Annotated in this window: 24 protein-coding genes; 8 read left to right on the forward strand and 16 right to left on the reverse strand. The window is 65.7% G+C overall.

Annotation, left to right across the window (positions count from 1 at the left end; genetic code table 11):
• Positions 1 to 113 precede the first annotated feature (113 nt).
• Entirely contained in the window at positions 114 to 1,529 is a 1,416-nt protein-coding gene (gene glgA, locus QW881_RS18120) for a glycogen synthase GlgA (protein ID WP_315758499.1), read from the forward strand.
• A 157-nt stretch (positions 1,530 to 1,686) separates the two neighbouring features.
• Here the strand turns inward: glgA and QW881_RS18125 are convergent, their stop codons facing one another.
• The 3 genes from QW881_RS18125 to QW881_RS18135 form a co-directional block, all read right to left on the reverse strand.
• Positions 1,687 to 3,810 (reverse strand): HAMP domain-containing methyl-accepting chemotaxis protein, encoded by a 2,124-nt coding sequence (locus tag QW881_RS18125; protein ID WP_316159121.1) that lies wholly within the window; start codon positions 3,808 to 3,810, stop codon positions 1,687 to 1,689.
• 240 nt (positions 3,811 to 4,050) lie between these two features.
• Positions 4,051 to 5,205 carry a patatin-like phospholipase family protein gene (locus tag QW881_RS18130; protein ID WP_316159122.1) on the reverse strand — a complete coding sequence of 385 codons (1,155 nt, stop codon included), beginning with the start codon at positions 5,203 to 5,205 and terminating at the stop codon, positions 4,051 to 4,053.
• Positions 5,206 to 5,281: 76 nt separating this feature from the next.
• Positions 5,282 to 6,103 (reverse strand): 3-hydroxybutyrate dehydrogenase, encoded by an 822-nt coding sequence (locus tag QW881_RS18135; RefSeq protein WP_316159123.1) that lies wholly within the window; start codon positions 6,101 to 6,103, stop codon positions 5,282 to 5,284.
• Between the two features lie 184 nt (positions 6,104 to 6,287).
• Between QW881_RS18135 and QW881_RS18140 the strand changes: the two genes are divergently transcribed.
• On the forward strand, positions 6,288 to 7,184 hold the full coding sequence (locus QW881_RS18140; RefSeq protein WP_315758494.1) for a LysR family transcriptional regulator: 897 nt from the start codon (positions 6,288 to 6,290) through the stop codon (positions 7,182 to 7,184).
• Here QW881_RS18140 and QW881_RS18145 read toward each other — a convergent pair.
• Together QW881_RS18145 and QW881_RS18150 are read right to left on the reverse strand one after the other, a co-directional pair.
• Positions 7,172 to 7,891 carry a peroxiredoxin-like family protein gene (locus QW881_RS18145; protein WP_315758493.1) on the reverse strand — a complete coding sequence of 240 codons (720 nt, stop codon included), beginning with the start codon at positions 7,889 to 7,891 and terminating at the stop codon, positions 7,172 to 7,174. The two genes, QW881_RS18140 and QW881_RS18145, sit on opposite strands and share 13 nt — an antisense overlap.
• An 85-nt stretch (positions 7,892 to 7,976) precedes the next feature.
• Positions 7,977 to 8,258 carry a hypothetical protein gene (locus tag QW881_RS18150; RefSeq protein ID WP_315758492.1) on the reverse strand — a complete coding sequence of 94 codons (282 nt, stop codon included), beginning with the start codon at positions 8,256 to 8,258 and terminating at the stop codon, positions 7,977 to 7,979.
• 238 nt (positions 8,259 to 8,496) lie between these two features.
• Here QW881_RS18150 and QW881_RS18155 point away from each other — a divergent pair, with 238 nt between their 5' ends.
• On the forward strand, positions 8,497 to 8,988 hold the full coding sequence (locus tag QW881_RS18155; protein ID WP_315758490.1) for a cupin domain-containing protein: 492 nt from the start codon (positions 8,497 to 8,499) through the stop codon (positions 8,986 to 8,988).
• Positions 8,989 to 9,080: 92 nt separating this feature from the next.
• A complete protein-coding gene (locus QW881_RS18160; protein WP_315758489.1) occupies positions 9,081 to 10,310 on the forward strand; it encodes an MFS transporter in 1,230 nt (409 codons plus the stop codon).
• Here QW881_RS18160 and ccoS read toward each other — a convergent pair.
• From ccoS to QW881_RS18210, 10 genes are all read right to left on the reverse strand, one after another.
• Entirely contained in the window at positions 10,280 to 10,465 is a 186-nt protein-coding gene (ccoS, locus tag QW881_RS18165) for a cbb3-type cytochrome oxidase assembly protein CcoS (protein WP_315715707.1), read from the reverse strand. The genes QW881_RS18160 and ccoS overlap by 31 nt on opposite strands.
• Positions 10,456 to 12,657 carry a cation-translocating P-type ATPase gene (locus tag QW881_RS18170; protein ID WP_315758488.1) on the reverse strand — a complete coding sequence of 734 codons (2,202 nt, stop codon included), beginning with the start codon at positions 12,655 to 12,657 and terminating at the stop codon, positions 10,456 to 10,458. Before QW881_RS18170 ends, ccoS begins: the two co-directional genes overlap by 10 nt.
• Positions 12,658 to 12,670: 13 nt before the next feature.
• On the reverse strand, positions 12,671 to 13,171 hold the full coding sequence (locus QW881_RS18175) for a FixH family protein (protein WP_315737152.1): 501 nt from the start codon (positions 13,169 to 13,171) through the stop codon (positions 12,671 to 12,673).
• A 15-nt stretch (positions 13,172 to 13,186) separates the two neighbouring features.
• Positions 13,187 to 14,668, reverse strand: coding sequence for a cytochrome c oxidase accessory protein CcoG (gene ccoG / locus QW881_RS18180; RefSeq protein ID WP_315758487.1), 1,482 nt, complete (start codon positions 14,666 to 14,668; stop codon positions 13,187 to 13,189).
• Positions 14,669 to 14,781: 113 nt separating this feature from the next.
• Positions 14,782 to 15,654 carry a cytochrome-c oxidase, cbb3-type subunit III gene (ccoP, locus tag QW881_RS18185; RefSeq protein ID WP_315758486.1) on the reverse strand — a complete coding sequence of 291 codons (873 nt, stop codon included), beginning with the start codon at positions 15,652 to 15,654 and terminating at the stop codon, positions 14,782 to 14,784.
• Between the two features lie 6 nt (positions 15,655 to 15,660).
• The gene (locus tag QW881_RS18190) at positions 15,661 to 15,825 is read right to left on the reverse strand and encodes a cbb3-type cytochrome c oxidase subunit 3 (RefSeq protein WP_315715702.1); all 165 of its coding nucleotides are present in this window, start codon (positions 15,823 to 15,825) and stop codon (positions 15,661 to 15,663) included.
• 17 nt (positions 15,826 to 15,842) lie between these two features.
• Entirely contained in the window at positions 15,843 to 16,577 is a 735-nt protein-coding gene (ccoO, locus tag QW881_RS18195; protein ID WP_315737149.1) for a cytochrome-c oxidase, cbb3-type subunit II, read from the reverse strand.
• A 10-nt stretch (positions 16,578 to 16,587) separates the two neighbouring features.
• Positions 16,588 to 18,234: a cytochrome-c oxidase, cbb3-type subunit I gene (gene ccoN, locus QW881_RS18200; protein WP_315737148.1), complete on the reverse strand. Its 1,647-nt coding sequence runs from the start codon at positions 18,232 to 18,234 to the stop codon at positions 16,588 to 16,590.
• Between the two features lie 215 nt (positions 18,235 to 18,449).
• Positions 18,450 to 18,875 (reverse strand): HPP family protein, encoded by a 426-nt coding sequence (locus QW881_RS18205; protein ID WP_315737147.1) that lies wholly within the window; start codon positions 18,873 to 18,875, stop codon positions 18,450 to 18,452.
• Positions 18,876 to 18,912: 37 nt separating this feature from the next.
• Positions 18,913 to 19,746: a universal stress protein gene (locus QW881_RS18210; RefSeq protein ID WP_315758485.1), complete on the reverse strand. Its 834-nt coding sequence runs from the start codon at positions 19,744 to 19,746 to the stop codon at positions 18,913 to 18,915.
• Positions 19,747 to 20,017: 271 nt separating this feature from the next.
• Between QW881_RS18210 and fixL the strand changes: the two genes are divergently transcribed.
• The 4 genes from fixL (at position 20,018) to QW881_RS18230 (ending at position 23,426) form a co-directional block, all read left to right on the forward strand.
• Positions 20,018 to 21,529: a sensor protein FixL gene (fixL, locus tag QW881_RS18215; protein ID WP_409999162.1), complete on the forward strand. Its 1,512-nt coding sequence runs from the start codon at positions 20,018 to 20,020 to the stop codon at positions 21,527 to 21,529.
• Positions 21,522 to 22,139 (forward strand): response regulator FixJ, encoded by a 618-nt coding sequence (gene fixJ / locus QW881_RS18220; protein WP_315758484.1) that lies wholly within the window; start codon positions 21,522 to 21,524, stop codon positions 22,137 to 22,139. Before fixL ends, fixJ begins: the two co-directional genes overlap by 8 nt.
• 77 nt (positions 22,140 to 22,216) lie before the next feature.
• Positions 22,217 to 22,621 carry a response regulator gene (locus QW881_RS18225; RefSeq protein WP_315737144.1) on the forward strand — a complete coding sequence of 135 codons (405 nt, stop codon included), beginning with the start codon at positions 22,217 to 22,219 and terminating at the stop codon, positions 22,619 to 22,621.
• A 112-nt stretch (positions 22,622 to 22,733) separates the two neighbouring features.
• The gene (locus tag QW881_RS18230) at positions 22,734 to 23,426 is read left to right on the forward strand and encodes a helix-turn-helix domain-containing protein (protein ID WP_315758483.1); all 693 of its coding nucleotides are present in this window, start codon (positions 22,734 to 22,736) and stop codon (positions 23,424 to 23,426) included.
• Positions 23,427 to 23,440: 14 nt separating this feature from the next.
• On the opposite strand, the gene QW881_RS18235 is transcribed toward QW881_RS18230, so the two are convergent.
• Positions 23,441 to 24,766, reverse strand: a complete 1,326-nt coding sequence (locus QW881_RS18235; RefSeq protein WP_315758482.1) for an MFS transporter — start codon at positions 24,764 to 24,766, stop codon at positions 23,441 to 23,443.
• Between the last annotated feature and the right edge of the window lie 53 nt (positions 24,767 to 24,819).

Consider the following 24,819-nt stretch of genomic DNA (forward strand, 5'->3'; position numbering starts at 1 on the left):
TCGATGTCGAAAGCGTTTGGCCTTCCGCCGCGGTGGGGCGACGCTTTTCTTCACGACTGAATTTGGACCTTTTCTTGCATAGGACGAACATGGGGCTTGATCGAGGACATCTCTTGCGGGTTCTGTTCGTTACGACCGAAATGGACGATTTCGTCCGGGTGGGCGGACTGGCTGCCGTTTCGGCGGCACTTCCCCGGGCACTGCGCTCACACACCGACGTCAGGATCATGCTGCCCGGCTACCGGGACGTGATCGAGCAACTCACTCACATCGAGATCGTCGGCCAATGCGCTCCTCTGGCAGAGATGCCAGGCTGCGCGCTGGGACGGTCTTCGACCCGCGACGGCCTGCCGGTCTACGTCCTGCTCTGCGACGAGCTCTATGACCGTCCGGGCAACCCCTACGGCGACGAGAACGGGCAGGACTGGGCGGACAACGACATCCGCTTCGGCCGTCTCGCCGCCGCCGCCGCCGAGCTGGCGGCGGGCACGCTGGATGAGAACTGGGCAGCCGATCTGGTGCACGCCAACGATTGGCAGGCCGCATTGGTGCCGGCCTATCTGGCATGGCGCGGGGTCGAGGTTCCCTCGATCCTGACCATCCACAACCTCGCCTATCAGGGCCTGTTCCCGCGCGAGTCGCTGCGCCGGATCGGCGCCCCCGAATCCTCGTTCCACATCGACGGTCTGGAGTTCTACGACAAGCTGTCCTTTCTCAAGGGTGGCCTGGTCTATGCGTCGCATCTCACCACGGTCAGCTCGACCTATGCGCAGGAGATCACGACGCCGGAGCTCGGCTGCGGGCTGGAGGGCCTGCTCCGGCAGCGCTCCAACGCCCATGAGCTGACCGGCATTCTCAACGGCATCGACGAGAGCTGGGATCCCCGTTACTGCCAGCAGCTGGCGCAGCCCTTCGCCGCCGGCGACTGGAAGGGCAAGAAGGCCAACGCCGACTACGTCCGCAAGCAGTTCGGCCTCGCGGTGTCGCGCGGTCCGATGTTCGGCATCGTCGCGCGCCTCGTCCATCAGAAGGGCATCGACCTGGTGCTGGAAGCCGCCGATGAGATCGTCGGCGCCGGCGGCCAGATCGTGGTCACCGGCACCGGCGAGCCCGCCATCGAGCGCGCGCTGATGGAGGCTCACCGCCGCCGGCCGGACGCGATCGGGGTCGCCATTGGCTTCAACGATGCGCAGGCGCGGCGCATCTTCGCCGGCAGCGACTTCACCCTGATGCCGTCGCGCTTCGAGCCCTGCGGCCTGAGCCAGATGTATGCCCAGCGCTTCGGCTCGCTGCCGATCGGCCACCAGACCGGCGGCCTCGCCGAGACCATCACAGATGGCGAGACCGGATTCCTGTTCGAGAAGCCGTCGGCGGAATCCTTCCTTGGCGGGGTGAAGCGCGCATTCTCCGCGTTCACCAGCACCGAGCGACTGAACGCGATGCGGCTGTCGGCGATGGCACGCTCCTTCAGCTGGAACCTGTCGGCCGCCTGCTACAACGCGCTGTACCGGAAGATGCTGGCGTCGTAGCCCGCTCCCCTTGCCCGGATGAGCGAAGCGGCATCCGGGTTCATCTCATCCTGTCGAACAGGCCCCGGATATCGCTTCGCTCATCCGGGCTACGGTCAAACAACAAAAGCCCGGACGTCGTCCGGGCTTTTTCTTGTGCGCTTGAAAGGCGGGCTTCTTACGCTGCGCGGACCGCTTCCAGGAAACTGCCGACCTCACGCTTGAGGCGGTTGGAATCTCCGGCGAGCGACTTGGCCGATGACAGCACCTCGGCGGAGGCCGAGCCGGTCTGCGAGGCGCCGCGCTGCACGTCCGTGATGTTGGACGAGACCTGCTGGGTGCCGTGGGCGGCCTGCTGCACGTTGCGGGAGATTTCCTGCGTTGCAGCACCCTGCTCTTCGACCGCCGCCGCAATGGCCGCGCCGATCTCGGCAAGCCGCTCGATCGTCGAACTGATCGCCTGGATCGAATTCACCGATTCCTGCGTCGCGGCCTGCACGCCCGAGATCTGCTGCGAGATCTCCTCGGTCGCCTTCGCCGTCTGCTCGGCCAGCGCCTTGACCTCGGTCGCGACCACCGCGAAACCGCGCCCAGCATCGCCGGCGCGCGCCGCCTCGATGGTGGCGTTGAGTGCGAGCAGATTGGTCTGTCCGGCAATGCTGTTGATGAGCTCGACGACGTCGCCGATGCGGGCTGCGGCCTGCGACAATTCTGCGACGCGCCCATTGGTCTGGCGCACCTGCTGCACGGCGTCGCCGGCCATGCGCGCCGACGCCTGGACCTGACGGCTGATCTCGGTCACCGACGAGGAGAGCTCCTCGGTGGCGGAGGCGACCGACTGAACGTTGGCGGAAGCTTCCTCCGACGCAGCCGCCACCACCGTGCTGAGCTCCTGCGAGCGGTTGGCGGTGTTTGTCAGCATATCCGCCGACGTTTCGAGGCCCGAGGCCGCCGACGACACGGTGTTGACGATGTCGGCGATCGTCGACTCGAAGTTGCGCGTCAGCGCATCCAGCCGCCGGGCCCGATCGATCTGCGCCTGCGCGTCGCGCTGCGCGGCCTCGTCCGAGGCCTTCTTGGCGATCAGCGCATCCTTGAAGATCTTCAGGGCGCGCGCCATCGCGCCGATCTCGTCCTTGCGGGACTCGTTCGGAATGTCGGCGCTCAGCTCGCCATTGGCGAGCCGCAGGGTCACGCCGGTCAGTCCGACCAGCGGGCCGACGACGCCACGGACGATGCCGATGACCACGGCGACCGACACGATCGCCACCAGCAGCAGAACGCCGAGCGCGATGAACAGCCGCAGCCGCGCCGCGCCAATGGCCTGATCGATGGCCTGATGCGCGGACTTGAGCGCCGCATCGCGCAGCACGATGACGTTGTTCAGCATCGGCGTCGTCCAGCGGCCCCACTCCTCCGCCGTGACCGGCGACGGCTGTCCGTCGCGCCCCGCCGTGACGAGTTGACGGTAGCGCTGTTCGCCCGCGCCCATCAGGGTCGTGCGAACGTGCTCGAGCGCTGCGGACACTTCCGGCGTATTGCGAACGCTGCGCGCCGCAAGCTCGATCTGCTGCCACAGCAACGTCACCTGGCCGCTCTGCTCGGTCACCTCCGCAAGACGCGCCGGGGTCCAGCCGGTGTTCTGGATGAAGAAGCGCAACACGGCGGAGCGCGCGCCGTTGATCGTGCGCATCGATTGCGCCAATTGCGCAAGCTGGGCCGACGGCAACAGGTTCTCGACCTCGCCGCCGGCCCGCGACAGCTCGATCGCGGACTCGTCGATGGCGGCATTCAGAGACTCGGCCGCGCGACCGAGGCCATCCGTGGTCGTCGCCTGGATGTTCGCCGGACGCTGCGCGGCCGGAAGCGGTGCCGCGCTGCGCGCTGCGGACCGTACGCCACGCAGCGTCGTCTCCGCGGCATCGAGATTGGTGGTCGGCAGTCCCGCAACTTGCGCGGCAGCCTTGGCCCGTGCCAGCGACTCGTCGGTCGTGACGATGGCCTTGTCGAGCTTGGCGATATCATCAGCCGATGCGGACCCGGCCGCCGCGAGCAGATTCCACTGGCTGCGCTCGAGCGGGATCTGGGCATTGACCTTCAGCGCCAGCTCGAAGGCGTCCAGAACCTGCTCCGCCCGCTCGCGCTTGCGCAAGTCGCCCCACCCGCTCCATGCGAGCGCAAAGGCGAAGGCCATCGCGAAAAATCCGGTCAGCAGATTGCCGGCGAGAATTTTCCATTTGAGGCTGACCGCACCGGTCTCCGGCTCAACCGTCTCATTCTGCAGCACCGCGCGTTCGGACATTGGCCAATCCCAATCAAATACCGCTGCCCGGCCGGTCACGCTCGCATCGGCCGATACGCGCTTGCGCAGCGGCCCTCCGGCGACGTCTTCGCACGGTCGGCAAACAAGGATCGCGGCGACGCCGCCGCGCCATAATGATTAAGAACGAATGGCGACTAATCCCTTAAACTGAGTTGATCCGAGCGGTATCGGAATGCCGAGATACCGCACTAATCGGATCGACTCAGCTCATCGGCCCCTCTACTCCGCAGCCGCTGCGAGCGTCACCGACGGATCGTGCAACACCACGCCGGAGAGCGGATCGTGCTCGCCCGACCAGGGCCTGCGCTGCAGGACCGATCGCGTGTGCTGATAGCCCGCAGTCCAGCGCGCGATGATGCCTCGCTCGGTGAAATCGATATCCTTGGTATGGCTCTCGCGAGCAAGTTGCGGGGCCAGCAGCCGGACGACATGCATCCGCGTCTGACAACCGTGACTGACAAGATCGCGGATCGCCGGATCATTGCGGACCGACTCCGGCAAATGAACCGCAAGCTGATTGATGATATGCCGCAGCCGATGCGTCTGCTGCTGGCGCGCGATATGGCTCGAGATTCGGCTCGAATATTGCGCGTCCTTGTGCCGGTTGAACACCTCCGCCATGGTCGTCGGCTCGGCTCCTTCGGGATTCCACAGATGCACGGCGAAGATCAGCGAGTCCTTTCGCGGATTGTCGTCGAACACGACCTCGGTCGGCGTGTTCGACAGGATGCCGCCGTCCCAATACAGTTCGCCATCGATGCGAACTGCCGGAAACGCGGGAGGCAGCGCGCCCGATGCCAGGATGTGGCGGACATCCAGCACCTCGTTGCGACTGTCGAAATAGCGCATCCGGCTCGTCCTGACGTGCGCCGCCCCGACCGTGAGGCGTAGACCGCCATTGTTGAGACGATCGAAGTCGACGAGCTCCTGCAGCGTTTCGCGCAGCGGAGCGGTCGAGTAATAGCCGGCCTGCTCGGCACCGAGCGGATAGGACTCCCCGGCATGCGCCAGGGCGTTGGGACGGAAGAAGCCCGGAATCCCATGCGTCACGGTCGTCCAATAGGACAGCCGCTCGTTGAAATCCGGAAAGGCCGTGCGCACCGTCCAGGCTGGCCGCCGGTGCATCCGCTTCCAGAACTCCCGCAGCCGCGTCATGCGCTCCTGCACGGGGCTGCCGGCGATGAGAGCGGCATTGATGGCGCCAATCGATGTCCCGATCACCCAGTCCGGCTCCAGACCAGCCTCGTGCAGCGCCTGATAGACGCCGGCCTGGTATGAACCGAGCGCACCACCGCCCTGCAGGACGAGAACCACCTGCCCTGGCAGCCTGCCGCGATCGATCATCGCGCACATCGTGTCGTCGACGTCGGCCATGTCTCCCTCCTCATGTCTCCCTCCTGATGCATTGTCCTGTTCGCAGTTTTCCCGTCGCTGTTACATCGCCCAACCGTCAATGTGCGGTCCAACCACCATCGACCGGCAGGGCAACGCCGGTGATCGATGCGGCGGCATCGCTGGCGAGAAAGACCGCGAGTGCACCGATCTCCTCCGCCGTTGCAAAGCGCTTGTTCGGCTGTTGCGCCAGCAGGACATCGCGGATGACCTGATCGCGGGAGATGCCGTGCGCCCTGGCCTGTCCGTCGATCTGCGCCTCGACCAGCGGCGTGTAGACGTAACCCGGACAGATCGCATTGCAGGTGATGCCGATCTCGGCCGCCTCCAGCGCCGCGACCTTGGTGAGGCCGATGATGCCGTGCTTGGCAGCGACATAGGCCGATTTGAACGGCGACGCGACGAGGCCGTGCGCGGAGGCGATGTTGATGATGCGACCAAAGCCATTCCGCCGCATCGACGGCAGCGCCAGTCGCATCGTGTGGAACGCCGACGAGAGATTGATGGCAACGATGGCGTCCCACTTTTCCGCGGGAAACTGCTCCAGCGGAGCAACGTGTTGGATGCCCGCGTTGTTGACCAGGATGTCGATGCGGCCAAATTCCTGCAGGGTGTCCGCCATCATGCGCGCGATCGCTTCCGGCTGCGTCATGTCGGCCGCAGCATACCCGGTGCGAACACCGAACTCCGCAGCGATCTGCGACCTGATGCGGCCGATCTCCTCGGGAGCTCCGAAGCCGTTCAGCATGACGTGCGCCCCGGCACCGGCAAGTGCCTGCGCAATCCCCAGACCGATGCCGCTGGTCGAGCCGGTGATCACCGCCACCCTGCCGGACAGCGGAGGTAATGTGGATCGGGCTTTCAGTGAATCTACAGCCATGGCGTCGCCTTCGTCCGAGCAGTTGAGCTCCGTGCCTGCACAAATTGCCGGGCCGCCATGACCAATGGAAATGCCGTTTGGCTCGCCACACGATAGGTGCTCGCTATCGCAATCGCTGGTGCCAAGCCTCGCTTGGTAGGATATTGCACCCGGGGACGTCGGCCCGATCGAACGGAGCACCTCGATGGAAATGCATCAGGTTCGGTATTTTCTTGCCGTTGCCCGGCTGCTGCACTTCACGCGCGCGGCCGAGGAATGCAACGTGACGCAGCCGTCGCTGACGCGTGCGATCAAGCAGCTCGAAGCCGAGCTCGGCGGCGACTTGTTCCGGCGTGAGCGGCCGGCCGCGCAACTCACCGAGCTCGGCCAGCGCATGCATCCACTGCTGAAACAATGCTACGAGGCTGCCGTCGGCGCGCGAACCCTCGCCTCGTCCTTCAAGAGCGGAGAGCTCGGCACGCTCCGGATCGCGCTCGCCGACTCGGTCGACCTTGCGCTGCTGATTCCGCTGCTCGATCAGCTGCAGCGCCAGTTCAACCAGCTCGAGCTCAGGTTTCTACGCGGCAGCAGCCGCATGATCGCAGAGCATCTGAAGAACGGCGAAGCGGAGCTCGGCATAGCCTCGGAGATCGACGAGACCTGGGATCGGCTGGATGTCTGGCCTCTCTTCACCGAGGACTTCGCGCTCGCCGTGAGCAGCCGGCACCGGCTGGCCGGGCAGGATCCGATCGCGATCGATGATCTGGGCGGTGACGCGTTGCTGTGCCGCAACTATTGCGAACATGCGGACAGGTTGCGCACGCTGCTCCGCGAACGCGGCGTCGACCTCGGACGAACTCATGATGTCCACTCCGAACGCGACCTGATCGCGCTGATGGAAGCCGGAGTCGGCATCGGCGTGGTGCCGCAAACGACCACGCTTCCGGAGACCCTGCATCGGGCCACCGTCGACGGACTCGACGTGCGGCGCACCGTTCATCTCTACGGCGTTGCTGGCCGTGAACGCACGGCGGTTGCCTCGACCGTGATGCGCATGCTGCGCGGCAGGAACTGGCAGGAATGGCTCGCTCAGCAGTCCTGAGCTGCGGCCTGGCGAAGCGCTTCGACCAGATCGTCGATCTCCATCCGCTTGCGGAAGTCGGGATCGACGAAGCGCGCCTTTACGAGACCGTCACGCCCGACCACGAAGGCAGCCGGGATGGGCAACACCCAGCCGTCATTGCCGTGGAAGCTCGCCAGGTCCTGGTGCGCCAGTAGTTGCTGGATCTCACGACCAAGCCAGATCGCGAGGTTGAGCGACAAGGCATAGCCGTTGTCGAGATCCGTCAACACAGGGAAGGTGGCGCCGGCGTCCGATTTGAACTGCTGCGTGAACGCCTGCAGCTCCGGCGTGATCGCGACGATCGCGCCGCCCGCGGCGTCGATGCGCTCCTGCGCCTTGATCACCGCGCGAACGTTGAGCCGGCAATAGGGGCACCAATGGCCACGGAAGAACATCACGGCGACCGGCCCTCGGACGAGGCAGGATTGCAGGCTCACCAGCCGGCCAGCCTCATCGGGCAGGACGAATGGCGGCATCGTCTCACCGGGCCGCGGCGCAGTCTCGCCGCCGCCGTTGTCTCCGAGCCGCGCCACCAGGCGGTCGACGGCGGACGCGTAGGCCGGAAAGATCTCGCGACCCGCAGCGGCATAGGCCTCGAGCTGCTGCCGCAGGGTGCCCTGCATCTCCCTGCATTGCAGGAAGGCCTGTCTGAGCCGCTCGGCATCCGCGGGTGAAAGCACTGTCATGAGCTGCTCCGGCAGGTTCAGGACCCCAACCATGATAGTTTCCCGGGCAAGCCGACCACAAGGGCGGCCTGCCCGGCTGTCGAGCTCAGGGCCGATAGAAATTGCCGGTGGGATCGAGCATACCGGACGTCGAATAGAGCTGCCCGTCGCTCATGAAGAAGACGGTGTTGTTCGGCACCTTCCTGGCGTGGCGCATCATGGCCCGATGATTGGCGTCGCCGGCGGCCATCGTCATCATGCTGGTCTTGCCGGCGCTGTAGACATAGGCCATGCCGGGCGCGAGATCGAGGCCGCCTTGCGCGATGGCTGCGGTGGCAGAGACCGCGACCACGGCCGCGGCGATCAAGGTCTTGGACAGGCGGGTCATGGATATCTCCTCCTCATGAATGCTGTCGCCCGTCATCGGGCGTTCGCATTACAATCGCGACCTGCTCTGCTTGAGAAATGCCGTTGTCCAATCGCGAGGATAGCGTCCGCCTATCGATAGCGGCGGTCTATCGGCTCCAGAGAAAGGATGCATTTCCATCATGTCCTCTGCTCCCCGATGGTGCGCCTCGCGATGCCCGCTCGGCGCGGGCCGCTGTTCCATCAGAGGAGACAATGACATGTTGATGCAGATCGCAGCTACACGCGCGCGCCGCCTGAGCGCTGTTTTCGTCCTGGCCGTTGCTACGACGGTGATCGCGGCGTCCGGCGCCCGCGCCGGCGAGTGTCCGGCCGACAAGATCAAGGCCGGCGTGCGTGAGAAAGCAGACGTCAAGGCGGTCGGCGTTACCGACGTCACGCTTGGTGCGATCGATCTCGCCAAGCAGCCCGCCAATATCAAGGACCGCGAGCTGCGCTTCCGCAAGCTGACCATCGCGCCCGGCGGCATCGTGCCGTGGCACAGCCATGACGATCGCCCGGCGCTGATCTTCGTTCAGCAGGGCGAGATCATCGAATATGCCAGCAACTGCGCCGAGCCGATCCTGCACAAGGCCGGCGATCTGAGAGCCGAGGTGTTCGGCACGTCGCATTGGTGGAAGAACGACGGCAAGGAGACGGTCATCCTCTATGTCGGCGACGTTCGCAAGGATCCGCACGATCACAACATGTAGATCGCGCGCCTCCGCCGGCCGCCTTCGGATCGCCCCCTTCAGGCAGGCGATCCGGATACGGCCGCGTTGCCTGTGGAGCCGAGGAGATTGCCATGACGGATCTGTCCGCACGGTTGCCGATTGGAGCCCGCAATGTGAATGCACGAACGGCGGCGCGGCGCGCGATCCTGGTCGGCCTGCTCGCCTTCTTCAGCCTCGTCGATCTGTTCGCGGCGCAGGCGATGCTGCCGGTCCTCACGCGCTACTATCAGGTCAGCGCGGCCGAGATGGGGCTTGCCGTCAACGCCTGCACGCTGGGAATGGCGATCGCGAGCCTGGTCATCGGCCTGCTCAGCCCGCTGATCGATCGCCGGATCGGCATCGTCGCCAGCCTTGCCCTGCTCGCCGGCTTCACCGCCTTGCTCGGCAGCGCGCCCGACCTGACGATGTTCGCAGGCTTGCGCATCCTGCAGGGCCTGTGCATGGCCTCGGCGTTCGCCCTCACCCTGGCCTATCTCGGCGAGCAGTGCACCGCCAGCGAGGCCGGCGGCGCCTTCGCGGCCTATATCACCGGCAACGTCGCCAGCAATCTGGTCGGGCGCCTGCTCTCGGCCGGTCTCACCGGTGCCCTGGGCCTCAAGCCGACCTTCTACGTCTTCGCCGCGCTCAATGTCTGCGGTGCCCTTCTCGCCGCATTCGCGGTCGGAGGCGCGGCCATGCGTGCGCAGGGAACGATGCGGCTGCGCGGCGGGGCCATTGCCGATCACCTGCGCGACCGCCGCCTGCGCGCGGCCTTCGGCGTCGGCTTCTGCGTCCTGTTCGCCTTCATCGGCGCCTTCACCTTCGTGAACTTCGTGCTGGTGCGGCCGCCGCTGTCGCTCGGCATGATGGAGGTCGGACTGGTGTATTTCGTCTTCCTGCCCTCGATCGTCACCACGCTGCTCGCCGGCCGGACGGTCGCAAGGATTGGCACACAGGGCGCGATCTGGGGCGCACTCGCGACCGCAGGCCTCGGCCTCGTCCTGATGCTGTCGTCACGGCTCGGGGCGGTGCTGGCCGGCACGGTGCTGGTCGGTGCGGGCACGTTCTTCGCCCAGGCCGTGACCACAGGTTTCGTCGGAAAGACCGCCGCCCACGATCAGGGCGTTGCAAGCGGTCTTTACCTCGCCAGCTATTTCGCCGGCGGCATCATCGGAACGGCCGTGCTGGGCCAGTTGTTCGACCGGTTCGGCTGGACGGCTTGCGTGGCAGGCATCGCCGCCGCGCTCGCGGTCGCGGGATACCTGACGCGTTGGTTGACGCTGCCAGGCGTTCAGGACCGGCTCGGCGCGGCCTCGGGCTGAGCCGGCGGGGCCTGCTCATCGTCGTCGGCGATGGCGCGCCAAGCCGCCCCTTCGAGATCCTCATACTGGCCGCTCTTCAGCGACCAGAGAAAGCCGACCAGGCCGGCAAGGCCGAGCGCCAGAGCGAGCGGGACAAGAATGATCATCACTTCCATGACGCGGCCTCCCCGGCCACCTTGCGGGCACGCAGCGCATTCAGCATGACGAGGATCGACGAGCCGGACATCGCGGCTGCCGCGATCAGCGGGGTGACGACGCCGCTGATCGCAAGCGGCACCGCCAGGGCGTTATAGCCGACTGCGAGCCACAGATTCTGCCGCATCAGATGCAGCGCCTTGCGCGCGTAGTCGATCGCGGCCAGCACCGGCGCCAGGGGACGACCGAGGAAGACGAGATCGGCGGTGGCCTGGCTCAGATGCGCGGCCGAGATCGGCGACATCGAGACGTGCGCGGCGGCGAGCGACGGCGCGTCGTTCATGCCGTCGCCGACCATCATGACCTTGACGCCCGCGCGCTTCAGCTCCTCGATGCGCGCGATCTTGTCGGCCGGCGTGACGCCGGCGCGCCACTCGCCGATGCCGAGCGCCTTGGCGGCCGCGGCCACGGCCGCCTCGCGATCGCCCGAGAGGATCTCGACCTTGATGCCGCGCCGCTGCAGGCCGGCGACGATCTTGGCGGCGTCGGGGCGCAGGCCCTGGCGCACCGAGAACAGGTACTTGCTGTCGCCGCGGCTGAAGGCCACAACCGAGGCCTCGGGATCGACGCTGCTGGTCTGCGCAACCAGCGCCTCTGCGCCGCAGAAGGCCGGACGCCCCAGCCTGATTTCGAGGCCGTCGACGACGGCGCGGACACCCTGCCCCGGCTCCTCGACCGCGCCCATCAGCGGCGAACGCGCATTGGCAGCCTGGGCCACCGCCGCCGCCACCGGATGATGGCTCGACAGCGCGAGCTGGCCGGCCAGTGCGAACACGTCTGCAGGAATGTCGGCGGCGTTGACGACCTCGAGCTCCGGCAGCGTCAAGGTGCCGGTCTTGTCGAAGATGACGTGATCGGCCTCGGCGAGGCGCTCGATCGCATCGCCCGCATTGAGCAGCACACCGGACTTGAACATCGCGCCCGACGCCACGGTCTGCACCGTCGGAATCGCGAGCCCGAGGGCGCAGGGACAGGTGATGATCAGCACGGCGATGCCGGTGACGATGGCGTCGTGCCAGCTCGCCCCCATCAGCACCCAGCCGAGCACGGTGAGCGCTGCGGTCGCATGCACCACCGGCGCATACAGCCGCGAGGCGCGGTCGGCCAGCCGCATGTAGCGCGAGCGGGCCTGCAGCGCGTTGTCGAGCAGGCGCGTGATCTCGGCGAGCAAGGTGCCCTCGGCGGCGGCCGAGACCCGGACGCGCAGCGTGCCGGAAATGTTGAGCGAACCCGCATAGACCGCGGTGCCCTGCTCGGCCGGCACGTAGAGCGTCTCGCCGGTGATCAGGCTCTGGTCGATCTCGGAGCGGCCCTCGACGACCACGCCGTCGACCGCGCAGCGCTCGCCGGGACGCAGCAGCACCAGATCGCCGGCGCGAACGGCGGCGACCGGCACCTCCGAAATCTCGTCGGGGCCGATGAACTTGGTCGCGGTCTCCGCCTTCAGCGCGGCCAGATTGCCGGCGACGGCGCGGGTCTTCCGCCGCATGTTCTGGTCGAGATAGCGGCCGACCAGCAGGAAGGTCAGCAGCATGATCGCGGCGTCGAAATAGGCGTGCTCGGCGTGATGAAACGTCTCGACGATCGACATGCCCAAGGCCAGGATCACGCCGATGCAGATCGGCACGTCCATGTTGACGTTACCGGTCTTCAAGGCACGCCAGGCGGAACGGAAGAACGGCTGGCCCGCATAGGCCGCGGCCGGCAGCGCGATCACGGCCGACAACCAGTGGAAGAAGTCGCGCTGCTCGGGTAGCATGTCGCTGACATTGCCGGACCAGACCGGGATCGACAGCATCATCACGTTCATGGTCGCGAACGCCGCGACGCCGAGGCAGCGCAGCAGGAAGCGCGACTCCTCGGCCTCGGTGGCTTCCGCACTCGCCTTCTCGAACGGATAGGCCTTGTAGCCGAGCTCGGCGAGCCGATCGATGAACTTGGCCGGATCGAGCGTGCCCTGCTTCCATTCCAGCGCGACGCGGCGGTCGGTGAGATTGACGCGCGCCAGCGTCACGTCGGGCAGCGCGGAGAGGCCGCGCTCGATCTTGGCCATGCAGCCGGCGCAGCTGACGCCTTCGACCGCGAGGTCGATATGCTTCAGCCCTGCCCCGAGATCCTTGACGTAGTGAGAGAAGTCACGCGTCGCATGCATGATCGAAATCCCTTCAGTTCAGCAGCACGCGGTTCTTCGACATGAACAGGCGTCGGCCGCTGGAATCGCCTTCGAGCACGAGGTCCCACTGGCCCGGCGCGATCGCCTCCGCCGTGCCGCGATAGATGCCGATGCCGACCTCGGCGAGCGCGACCTCCTGATCCGCGCGCTTGTCGGCGGGACGCTCGAGCCGGCCCTGGAAGGTCAGGCCCGAGACGGGATTGCCGCTCGCGTCGCGCGCGTTGACCTGCAGAATGGCGGCACCGCCGGCGCCACGCTCGATATGCGCCTCGACCTGCCAGCGCCGCGCCTCCTGGGCGCGCGCCGCCGCGATCTCCTTCTCGTAGCCGAGGCTGGCGCTGTAGGCGCTGTCGACCTCGGTGCCCGGCAAGGTCGAGATCGCCATCTTCATCATGTAGACGTTGACGCCGATCACGGTCCCGAAGAAGGCGAGGAGCATCGCGAGCACCATGCCTCCGGTCAGCTGGAAAGAGGGATTGGAACGGCTGGCCATTGACAGGCTCCTTGCTTACGGGCTGACGAAATTGTCGGTGGCGGAGGCGACGACGCCGAGACCGATATCCGTCACATGGAACTTCACCGGGATGGACTTCGCAGGATTGGTCTCCTCGGGCGCGGTCACCAGGAGGCGCAGCTCCTCGGTCTGGTCGCGGCCGACCACGATCATCGGTCGGTCCGGCGTGACGGAGTCGGCGCCGACGACGTGAACGGTCGAATTGACGGGACCCTCGATGTCGATGGCGATGACGCGATCGAAGCCGTGCTTGTTGAGGACGCGCACCGTATAGGCATTGCGGATCGAGCCGTCGGACAACTTGATCGCAATCGGATTGCGATCGTGCAGCACGTTGACCTCGAGCAGCGACCGGGTCGCGAGCTTGTAGGCCATGGCGCCGCCGACCGCGGCGATGATCGCGGCATAGACGATGGTCCGCGGGCGCACGAGCTTGTAGATCGGCGGCTTGCCTTCCTGCCGGCGATGGATGTTGATGTCGTTGTCATAGCCGATCAGCCGCGTCGGGCGGCCGATCTTGGTCATAACGGTGTCGCAGGCGTCGATACAGAGGCCGCACTGGATGCAGTCCATCTGGGCGCCGTCGCGGATGTCGATGCCGGTCGGGCACACCGCCACGCATTGCTTGCAATCGATGCAGTCGCCGGCCGGCTGGCCGAGCGCGCGCAATTCGGCGGCCTTCTTGACCGACATGCGGCTCTCGCCGCGGTCGTAGCGGTAGGTGACGTTGAGCGCCCATTCATCGGTCAGTGCCGCCTGGATGCGCGGCCACGGGCACATATACACGCAGACCTGCTCGCGCATGAAACCGGCGAGCGTGTAGGTCGTCGCGGTCAGGATCGCGATCCAGACATAGGCGAGCATCGGCCCCTGGAAGGTGATGAGATCCTTCACGAGCGTCGGCGCATCGCTGAAATACAGCACCCAGGCGCCGCCGGTCCACCACGCGATCATCAGCCAGATCGAATGCTTGAGCACGAGCTCCGAGATCCGCTCCAGTTTCATCGGGTCGCCGGAGGCATCCTTCTTCATGCGCTCCCGGCGATCGCCCTCGATCAGGCGCTCCACCGCGTAGAACAGGTCGGTCCACACTGTCTGTGGGCACAGATAGCCGCACCAGATGCGGCCGCCGATCGCGTTCATCAGGAACAGGCCGATGGCGGCGATAATCAGGAGGCCGGTGAAGTAGTACACCTCCTGCGGCCATAGCTCGATGAAGAAGAAATAGAAGCGGTGGTTCGGGAAGTCGATCAGCACCGCCTGGTCGGGCGCGCCGAAGCCGCGATTCCAGCGCACGAACGGCAGGAAATAATAGACACCGAGACAGAAGCCCATCAGGCCCCATTTGATCCGGCGGAAGGTTCCTGAGACGCTCTGTGGATAGACCTTCTTGTGCGCGGCATAGAGCGGACCGTAATTGTCCACCGGCTGCAGGTCCTGAGGCTTCAGGTCGTCCGGTCTTACCGTCTGGTTCATGGCTGGCGGGTCATGGCTGGGGGGTCTTCTCGCAGTTGCGGCCGAAGGTATTCCCACCTCCGGCCGCGCAGTTGATCCAGCTCAATTGAAGGAAAGGTTCCGTTGGATTTCCGTTACTTTCCTCCGCCCAGCGAGTGGACGTAGACGGCCATCGCCTTGATCGTGGTCGGGTCGAGACGGCCCTCCCAGGCCGGCATGACACCGGCGCGACCGTTGGTGATGGTCTCGATCAGGGTCGCCTCGTCGGAACCGTAGAGCCAGATCTTGTCGGTCAGGTTCGGCGCCCCGAGGTCCGGATTGCCCTTGGCGTTGTCGCCATGGCAGGCCGCGCAGTTCTCGGCGAAGACCTTGGCGCCGGCCTTGGCGTCATAACCCGGCCGGGTCGGCAGGCCCGCAAGCTCCCGAACGTAGTTGGCGACCGTGACGATCTCCGCCGGCTTCAGGACACCGTCCTTGCCGAAGGCGAGCATCTGGCCCTCACGGGTCTTCGGGTGACCCGAGCGCACGCCGTACAGCAGTGTCTGCTGGATCTGCTCCAGCGAGCCGCCCCACAGCCAGTCGTCGTCGTTCAGGTTCGGGAAGCCCTTGGCGCCGGCCGCGCCGGTCCCGTGACAGGCGGCGCAATTGTCGCCGAACACGGTCTTGCCCTTGGCACGCGCCAGGGCCAGCATCGCCGGATCCTTCTCGATGTCAGCGAGCGAGGCGGTCGCGAGCGCCGCCATCTTGGCGCCGCGGATCTTCTCGAGATTGGCAAGCTCGACCGCCACGTCCGCACGGGACGAGTAGCCGAACAGGCCCTGAGTGTTGCTGGAGATGGTCGGCCAGGCCGGATACACGATCCAGTAGCCGATCGCCCAGACGATGGTGATGTAGAAGGTGATCACCCACCACCGCGGCAGCGGGGTGTTGAGCTCCTTGATGCCGTCCCAGGCGTGGCCGGTGGTGGGGGTGCCGGAGACACTGTCGACTTCGGTATGGTCAGCCATGATGAATTAATCCTCCCGCAACGGCATGCTCGCCGCCTCGTCGAAAGCGGCCTTGTTGCGAGGCCAGAGGGCATAGGTCACGATCGCGATGAAGATCGCGACGAAGATCGGGGTCCACAGCGTCGTCACGAGTGACGACGCGATGTTTTCGACTGCAATGATGGGCTTCATGATGTTCGCCTCTGATCTCAGCGCAGATTGGCTTTTTCGTTGTAGATCTTGAAGTCGACCAAGGTGCCGAGCATTTGCAGGTACGCTACCAGCGCATCCATCTCGGTCGGCGCACCCGCCTTGCCGTCGAAGTTGCGCACCACCGCCTTCGGATAGCGTTTGGTGAGCGCCTCGGCACCGGCACCGTCCGGATCGACCTGCGCCTTGAGGTCGGTGGCGGCGTTGGCGATCTGGTCGTCGGTGTAGGGCACACCCACCGCCCGCAGCGTCTTCAGGTGATCGGCGACGTTGTCGGCGTTCAGCTCGGTCTCCTTCAGGAAGGGATAGCCGGGCATGATCGATTGCGGGACGATGGCGCGCGGGTTAGTCAGGTGGGTGACATGCCAGTCGTCGGAGTACTTGTTGCCGACGCGGGCAAGGTCAGGACCCGTGCGCTTGGAGCCCCACTGGAACGGATGGTCGTACATGCTCTCCGCGGCGAGCGAGAAGTGGCCATAGCGTTCCACTTCGTCGCGCAGCGGACGAACCATCTGCGAATGGCAGAGATAGCAGCCCTCGCGGACGTAGATGTTGCGGCCGGCCAGCTCGAGCGGCGTATAGGGACGCACGCCGTCGACCGCCTCGATCGTGCTCTTCAGGTAGAAGAGCGGAGTGATCTCGACGAGGCCGCCGATCGCGATCACCAGCAGGATGCCGATGACCAGGATGATCGAGTTCTTCTCGAAGACTTGGTGTCGTTGCCAGAAAGACATGGTTGATACCTCACTCCGCCGGCTGAAGGGCGACGGGCGACTGAACTTCTTCCTCACCGACACGGACCGTCATCCAGAGATTGTAGGCCATGATGAGTGAGCCGATCAGGAACAGCGCGCCACCGGCGGCACGGATGATGTAGAAGGGGTGCATCGCCTCGACGGTCTCGATGAACGAGTATTCGAGGAAGCCGAGCGCCGTGTAGGACCGCCACATCAGACCTTGCAGGATGCCCGAGACCCACATCGCGGAGATGTAGAGCACGATGCCCAGCGTGGCCGTCCAGAAGTGCCAGTTCACGAGCTTGAGGCTATAGAGACCCTTGCGGTTCCAGATCCACGGCACCAGGCAGTACAGCGCGCCGAAGGAGACGAAGCCGACCCAGCCAAGCGCACCGGAGTGCACGTGACCGATGGTCCAGTCGGTGTAGTGGCTGAGCGAGTTGACCACCTTGATCGACATCATCGGACCTTCGAAGGTCGACATGCCGTAGAAGGCGACCGACACGACCAGCATGCGCAGCACGGGGTCCGTCCGCAGCTTGTCCCACGCTCCCGACAGGGTCATCAGGCCGTTGATCATGCCGCCCCAGGAGGGCATCCACAGCATGATCGAGAAGGTCATGCCCAGGGTCTGCGTCCAGTCCGGCAGCGCCGTATAGTGCAGATGGTGCGGGCCGGCCCAGATGTAGAGGAAGATCAGCGCCCAGAAGTGGATGATCGACAGCCGGTAGGAATAGACCGGTCGCTCAGCCCGCTTCGGGATGAAGTAGTACATGATGGCGAGGAAGCCGGCGGTCAGGAAGAAGCCGACCGCGTTGTGGCCGTACCACCACTGGAACATCGCATCCTGCACGCCGCCCCAGGCGATGTAGGACTTCGAGCCGAACAGCGACACCGGAAGCGCCGGATTGTTGCCGAGGTGCAGAACCGCGATCGTGACGATGAAGGCAAGGTAGAACCAGTTCGCCACGAAGATGTGCGGCTCCTTGCGCTTGATGATCGTCGTCAGGAAGACCAGCAGATAGACCACCCAGACGATCGTCAGCCAAAGATCCGAGTACCATTCGGGCTCGGCGTACTCCTTGCCCTCGGTAACACCGAGCAGATAGCCCGTGCCCGCGATCAGGATGAAGAAGTTGTAGCCGATCACCACAAACCAGGGCGCAAGATCGCCGGCGAGGCGCACGCGGCAGGTCCGCTGCACGACGTAGAACGACGTCGCCAGCAGCACGTTGCCGCCAAACGCGAAGATCACCGCCGAGGTATGCAGCGGCCGCAGGCGGCCGAAGCTGGTCCATGGCAGGTCGAAGTTCAGCGCGGGCCAGGCCAGTTGCGAGGCGATGATGAGGCCGACCGTGAAGCCGGCGATGCCCCAGAACATCGACATGAACGAGGCGAACTTGATCGGACCGAGATTGTAGTTCGGCCGACCATTGATCTCCTGCGGAGGCAGCTCGCCGCGCTCGAAGTAGCGGTTGAGGATGAAGAAGACGGACGCCGCGCTGGCGGCAGCCGCGAGCGAGGCGTGGAACGCGAAGGCCGTATCCAGTGCCTTCGCCGCAGCGAAGACGCACAGGAAGGCGGTGACGGCAAAAGTGAGCGACAAGCCACTTTCGCCGATGGTCATGGATTTTGTGGATGAGGACGCGCTCATGCGGAATCTCGCTGAAAGAACACGAGCCCAGCAACCACAATCGTTCACACGTGGAATTGATCGAAATCAACTTTGCGACCGGTTCGCCGGTAAACAGGCGGAGTGTTGCACGACGACGCGGTTTCGGTCGCAGACACGGCGACGGCCGGCATGCAGCGATGCATGCCGGCCGTCATTAGACGTTCGTAGCAGGCTTCGGGCTCAGCGCGCCGCGCTCAATCCTTGGCGGCAGCCGCCAGCGCTCGCACGATGTCCTCGCGGGCGACGATCCCGACCACGCGGTTGTCGGCATCGGTCACGGGAAGGCTGCGGATGCGATGCTCGACCATCAACTGCAGCACGCGCGTCAGCTTCGTATCCGGCCTGACGTAGATGAACTCGGACGTCATCACGTCGGCGACCGTCCGGTTCATCAGGTCGCTGTAGCGCGGCAGCATCTGATTCGGCGTGAAGGCAAAGCATTTCAGCACGTCGAACTTGGTGACGATGCCGATCACCTCGTCGTTCTCGACGACGGGGTAGGTGTTGAAATCGTCGCGGTCGAACATCTCGCCGAGCTCGCGGATCGTCGTCTCCCGGCTCACGGTCGTGACGTTGCGCGTCATGTAGTTGCCGGCGGTTTCCTCGAGAAATCTGTACAAGGCGGCAATCCTGTTCTCGAATGGAGCGGGTCGAATTTCAGTGCGACAGCAGAACGCAACGCTCACTGCGCGTCATCAGATGCTCGGTAACCCCGCCGAGCACGAGCTCGCGGAACCGGGAATGGCCATAGGCGCCGGCCACCACGAGGCCTGCCGAAAGATCGGCGGCGACGGCGTCGAGCGTGGCCACAACGTTCCGTCCCTGCCCTGGCTCCGCGACGCGCGCCGATGCGACGATCTTGTGACGGCCGAGCCATGCGACCACGTCCGCAAGACGCGCTGCGCAGGCGTCATATTCCGAGGTGTTCTCCAGGATCTCGACGACCACGACGCCGCTCGCCTTGGCGAGCAGCGGCAGGGCATCGGTCAGGGCCCGGCGCGCCTCCGATGTCTCCTTCCAGGCCACCAGCACGGTCCCAAGATCGAGCGAGCTGACGTTGTCCGGCACCACGAGCAGCGGGCGCCCGGCCTGCATGACGAGATCCTTGGGATTGGCGACCGCGAACGCATCGGACATCCCGGGCGGCACGCTGCCGGTGACGAGAATGTCGGCGGCACGGGCCTGCGCCAGCACATGGCGCGCGGGAAAATCGACAGCGCCGCGCCAGCTCAACGACGCAGCCCGGTCACCAACGGCGGTGCGGAACTGCTGTTCGAGCTCGGCCAGTCGATTCCGCAGCGCGGCCTCGCCCTGCTCGATCAGATCCTGCGCCTGCTCGCCGGTCGTGAAGTAGAGCGGCGGCGCGAATTCCGCAGCCGCCACGCCGATGACACCCGCGTCAAAGCGCGCCGCAAGGTCGGCCGCGACCTGAAGGCGGGCCTCATTCGGCTGACTGAGCGCAAGGCTCACCATCACAGTCGCGAACGTCATCCCGTCTCTCCAAACATTGCTTCCATGCAGCTCTTAGAGGTGAAATCACCTGCCGTGATGAGATAGATCAAGGTGCGGCGGTGAAGCACGGGCGGCAGGACACCGTTGGAACCCGGCCCAGGATCGGAGAAAGCCTTGAATTGTCGAACCAAAGTTTAAGTCGGGCCGGGTTGCAGGGGCGCAATCTGGTATAGGATACCGCGGTGGTCGGCCTCCCGGCTGCGGCGATAACGGCGAATCGAACAACGGCGAATCGATCAAAGGCTTCGAATTGCGCGGCTTCACCCAACCCTTCCCGGATGCATCCGCCAGGCCCGACGACGCTCGGACGCTGGGCTTCGGCGCGTGGGATCTCGATCTGGCCTCGGGCGAGTTCTACTGGTCGGTGACGACGCGGAAGCTGTTCGGCGTGGCGGCCGACGAGCCGGTGACCTACGGCTCCTTCCTGGCGCTGCTGGCGCCCGAGGATCGCGCGCCGGTTGAGGCGGCGATCGAGGATTCGCGCCGTCAGAGCACCGGGTTCGACATGTCGTTCAAGATGTCCGGCAGCGGCCACTGGATTCGCGTGCTTGCCGGCGTGGTCCCCGACGAGGCCGGCACACCGCACCGCCTGCGCGGCATCGCCCTCGACATCGACCAGGAGAAGCGGCTGGAGGAGACGCTGCGGCTGCGCGAGCAGCATTTCCGCTCGATCCTGGACACCGTGCCGGACGCGATGATCGTGATCGACGGCAGCGGTACGATCCAGTTCTTCAGCTCCGCGGCGGAGCGCATGTTCGGCCTCACCGAGGCGGAGGCGGTCGGCCTCGACGTCAGTGAATTGATGCCCGAGCCGGACCGCTCCCGCCATGCCGGCTACCTCACCCGCTACCACGCCAGCCGCGAGCGCCGTATCATCGGTATCGGCCGTATCGTGACCGGCCGCCGCCGCGACGGCACGACATTCCCGATGCATCTGTCGATCGGCGAGATGCAGTCCGGCGGCAAGCCCTATTTCACCGGCTTCGCCCATGATCTCACCGAGCATCAGCAGACCCAGGCGCGGCTGCGCGAATTGCAGTCGGAGCTGGTCCACGTGTCGCGCCTCAGCGCCATGGGCGAGATGGCCTCGGCGCTGGCGCATGAGCTGAACCAGCCGCTCGCCGCGATCAGCAATTACATGAAAGGCTCGCGCCGGCTGCTGGCTGGCAGCGGCGATCCGAACACGCCCAAGATCGAGAGCGCGATGGACCGCGCCGCCGAGCAGGCGATTCGCGCCGGCCAGATCATCCGCCGTCTGCGCGACTTCGTCTCGCGCGGCGAATCGGAGAAGCGGGTCGAGAGCCTGTCGAAGCTGATCGAGGAAGCCGGCGCGCTCGGCCTTTCCGGCGCCCGCGAGCAGAACGTCCAGTTGCGCTTCCAGCTCAATCCGGAGGCCGACCTCGTGCTCGCCGACCGGGTCCAGATCCAGCAGGTCCTGGTCAATCTGTTCCGCAATGCGCTCGAGGCGATGTCTCATTCCGGACGCCGCGAGCTCAGTGCGACAAATCGCAGACTCGGCGACGACTTGATCGAGGTCTCGGTCTCCGATACCGGAACGGGATTCCACGACGACGTCATGCCCAACCTCTTCAAGACCTTCTTCACCACCAAGGACACTGGAATGGGAGTCGGCCTCTCGATCAGCCGGTCCATCATCGAGGCCCACGGGGGGCGCATGTGGGCCGAGAACAACGAGGCGGGCGGAGCGACGTTCCGCTTCACCCTGCCGGCGGCCTCGACCAGGGTTGAGCACGATGGCTGAACGGGCCAAGGTCTATGTGATCGACGACGACGAGGCGATGCGGGATTCGCTCAACTTCCTGCTCGATTCATCAGGCTTCGACGTCACGCTGTTCGAGAACGCGGAGGTCTTCCTCGGCCGACTGCCGACGCTTCCTTTCGGCTGCGTCGTCTCGGACGTGCGGATGCCCGGCATCGACGGCATCGAGCTGCTCAAGCGCATGAAGGCCGCCGGCAGCAGCTTTCCGATCCTGGTGATGACCGGCCATGGCGACGTGCCGCTCGCGGTCGAGGCGATGAAGCTCGGCGCGGTCGATTTTCTGGAGAAGCCATTCGAGGACGAGCGATTGGTTGCCATGATCGAAACGGCCGTCCAGCAGGCCGAGCCGGCCGCGAAGAACGAATCGGTCACGCAGGATGTCCTGGCACGCGTCGCCAGCCTGAGCCCCCGGGAGCGACAGGTGATGGATGGGCTGATGGCCGGGCTCTCCAACAAGCTGATCGCGCGCGAATACGACATCAGTCCGCGCACCATCGAGGTCTACAGGGCCAACGTGATGACCAAGATGGGAGCGAACAGCCTCTCCGAGCTGGTGCGCCTGGCGATGCGCGCAGGCGCGCTGAAGGATTGAGCTAGATCAAGATACCTTGACAGAATCGAGTGTTATGTTGTGCCTCGGTTCAACATCACATTCTCGCGGCACGTGCGATGTCGGCTCACACAAAACTTACGGTCTACGTAGCCGACGACGATGCTGACGTCCTCGGCTCGCTGCGCTTCCTGCTGGAGGCTGACGGCTTCGACGTGCGCACGTTTCGCAGCGGCACCGCGCTGCTCAAGGCCTCCGACCACGCGCCCGTCGACTGCTTCGTGGTCGACTACAAGATGCCGGAGATCAACGGGGTCGAGCTCGCCGAACGGTTGCGCAAGCAGGGCGCCACCGCTCCGGTGGTGCTGATCACCGGCCATTACGATGACAGGCTTGCGGCGCGCGCGGCGGCGGTCGGGATCCAGGATTTCCTGCTCAAGCCGCTGCTCGACGACAATCTGGTGAAGCGGATCCGCAAAGCGATCGCCAACGACCATTCGGGTACCGCACAGCGCGTCTCCTGACCCGGCCGGCCTACGTATATCTACGTAAGGGACCCCCCTTAAGATATCGCGCGAAATGTCCTTAACGGGAGCCGCCGTGTACCACATCGCCATCCGCCGTAAGGAGATGGTCATGCTCAATCAGTCGGTTATCAATTCGGTCGTCAGCACCAACGTTCCCCACACCGTCCCCTCTCCTGCGGCCAATCCCTTTGCCGAGATCACCGGCCACACCGGGCTGATCGCCAGCGAGTTCTCGTACAAGAAGGACGAGGAGATCTATGGCGAGGATGAGCCGGCCGAGTACGTCTACCAGGTGATCTCCGGCGCTGTTCGCAGCTACAAGCTGCTCTCCGACGGCCGCCGCCAGATCGGCGCCTTCCATCTTCCAGGGGACGTTTTCGGCCTCGAATTCGGCTCCATGCACCGTCTCGCCGCCGAAGCCATCATCGACACCACTGTGCGCCTGGTGAAGCGCCGCAGCCTTGAACAGGCCGCCGGCGTCGACGTCACGGTCGCCCGCAAGCTCTGGACCATGACGGCCGGCGATCTCCGCCATGCCGAGGACCACATGCTGCTGCTGGGCCGCAAGACCGCGATGGAGCGCGTCGCCACCTTCCTGCTCGAGATGGACCGCCGCCTCGCCGTCGCCGGCATGATGGCGCTGCCGATGTGCCGCCGCGATATCGGCGACTATCTCGGCCTGACCCTGGAGACTGTGTCGCGCGCGCTGTCGCAGTTGCACAGCCAGGGCGTTCTCGGCTTCTCCGGTGCCCGCCAGATCGTGCTGCGCAACCGCCAGCGCCTGCGCAGCATGGACGCCTGAGGCGCCCTGCCCGTTCACGCCCTGCGCCGGCGGTGCCCGGTCTCGGGCATCAGCAGCGCGATCAGAAGAAGACCTGTCAGCGCCACGCCCGACAGACCCATGAAGGCAGTGGCGCTGCCGTAGCGGTCGCTGGCGAAGCCGGCGACGACGGTGGACAGCGATCCGCCGATCCCCGACGCCGTCCCGACAATTCCCTGCGCCAGATTGAAGTGCCCGCTGCCGAAGGCGACGTCGGCCACCGTGAGTGGAATCATCACGGCGAAGACGGCCGCGGTGACGCCGTCGAAGATCTGCACCGCCACCAGCACGTAGGGATCGTGCACGACCGCGAACAGCGCGCCGCGCATCGCGAGCGCGGCAAACCCCAGCATCAGCAGCGGCCTGCGGCCCCATTGCTGCGCCACCGCGCCGACCGAGGGCGAGGTCAGCGCCACGATCGCCTGCGGCACCACGATGCAGAACGCGATCAGCATCGGCGCCCATTCGCTCGATTTCGTCGTCACTACGCCGGCCATCAGCGGCAGCATCGCCGCATTGGCGAGTTGCAGCAGGAACACGCCGAGCGCGAAGACGAGCAGCGCGCGCTGACGCAACAGGCCGAGCAGATTCGACAGCCGCGCGACCTCCTTGTCCTCGTGATCGGCCCGGCCGTGCGCCCGCGCGACGTCGATCTCGCGCTCGCGGATTCGCGACAACGCGATCAGCGTCGGAAAGGCGAGAATGAAGGTGACCAGGAACACGGCGCGGCTGGACAGCAGATAGCCGCAGGTGCCCATCACGGCCGCGGCCACGCCATTGCCGAGCGACGCGAACCGCGCATTGCGGCCGAGCCGCTCCGCCATGCCGCGCGGCCCGACCAGGCCGAGGCTGATCGCCGCGATCGCGGGTCCCAGCACGCAGCTCGCCGCCGCATGCAACGTTGCGGCAGCCGCGACCACGGGAAAGATCGGCCAAGCGGCATAGGCCAGCGCGCAGCCGCCGATGGCCGCGATGGCAAGGCCGGCGACGCGGCGCTCGGATCTGGCCGCATCGATGATCGCGCCGCCCGGCATCTGCCCGATCAGCCCGACGATGCCGCCGATCGACAGCACCAGGCCGATCTGCGCCTGCGTCCATTTCTGCGTCGTCAGATAGACCGCGATGAAGGGACCGAAGCCGGTCTGCACGTCGGCCAGGAAGAAGATGAACCAGTCCAGCCCGCGCAGGCTCTGCCGCGACGGCGCAGGTCTCGCAGTCGTCTGGCCATGATCCAGCCCGACATCCGGACGCGCGCCCGCCTCTGCCGCGCCGCCAGGCTCGGGCTCCCGGTCAGGTGATCTGGACGGCCGTGCAATCGGCATGGCTCTCACATCTCAACTCATGAGGCTGACGGGACAGAACATCCCCACCGCGT

It is taken from the genome of Bradyrhizobium sp. SZCCHNS3016, assembly GCF_032484535.1.
Taxonomy (GTDB): domain Bacteria; phylum Pseudomonadota; class Alphaproteobacteria; order Rhizobiales; family Xanthobacteraceae; genus Bradyrhizobium.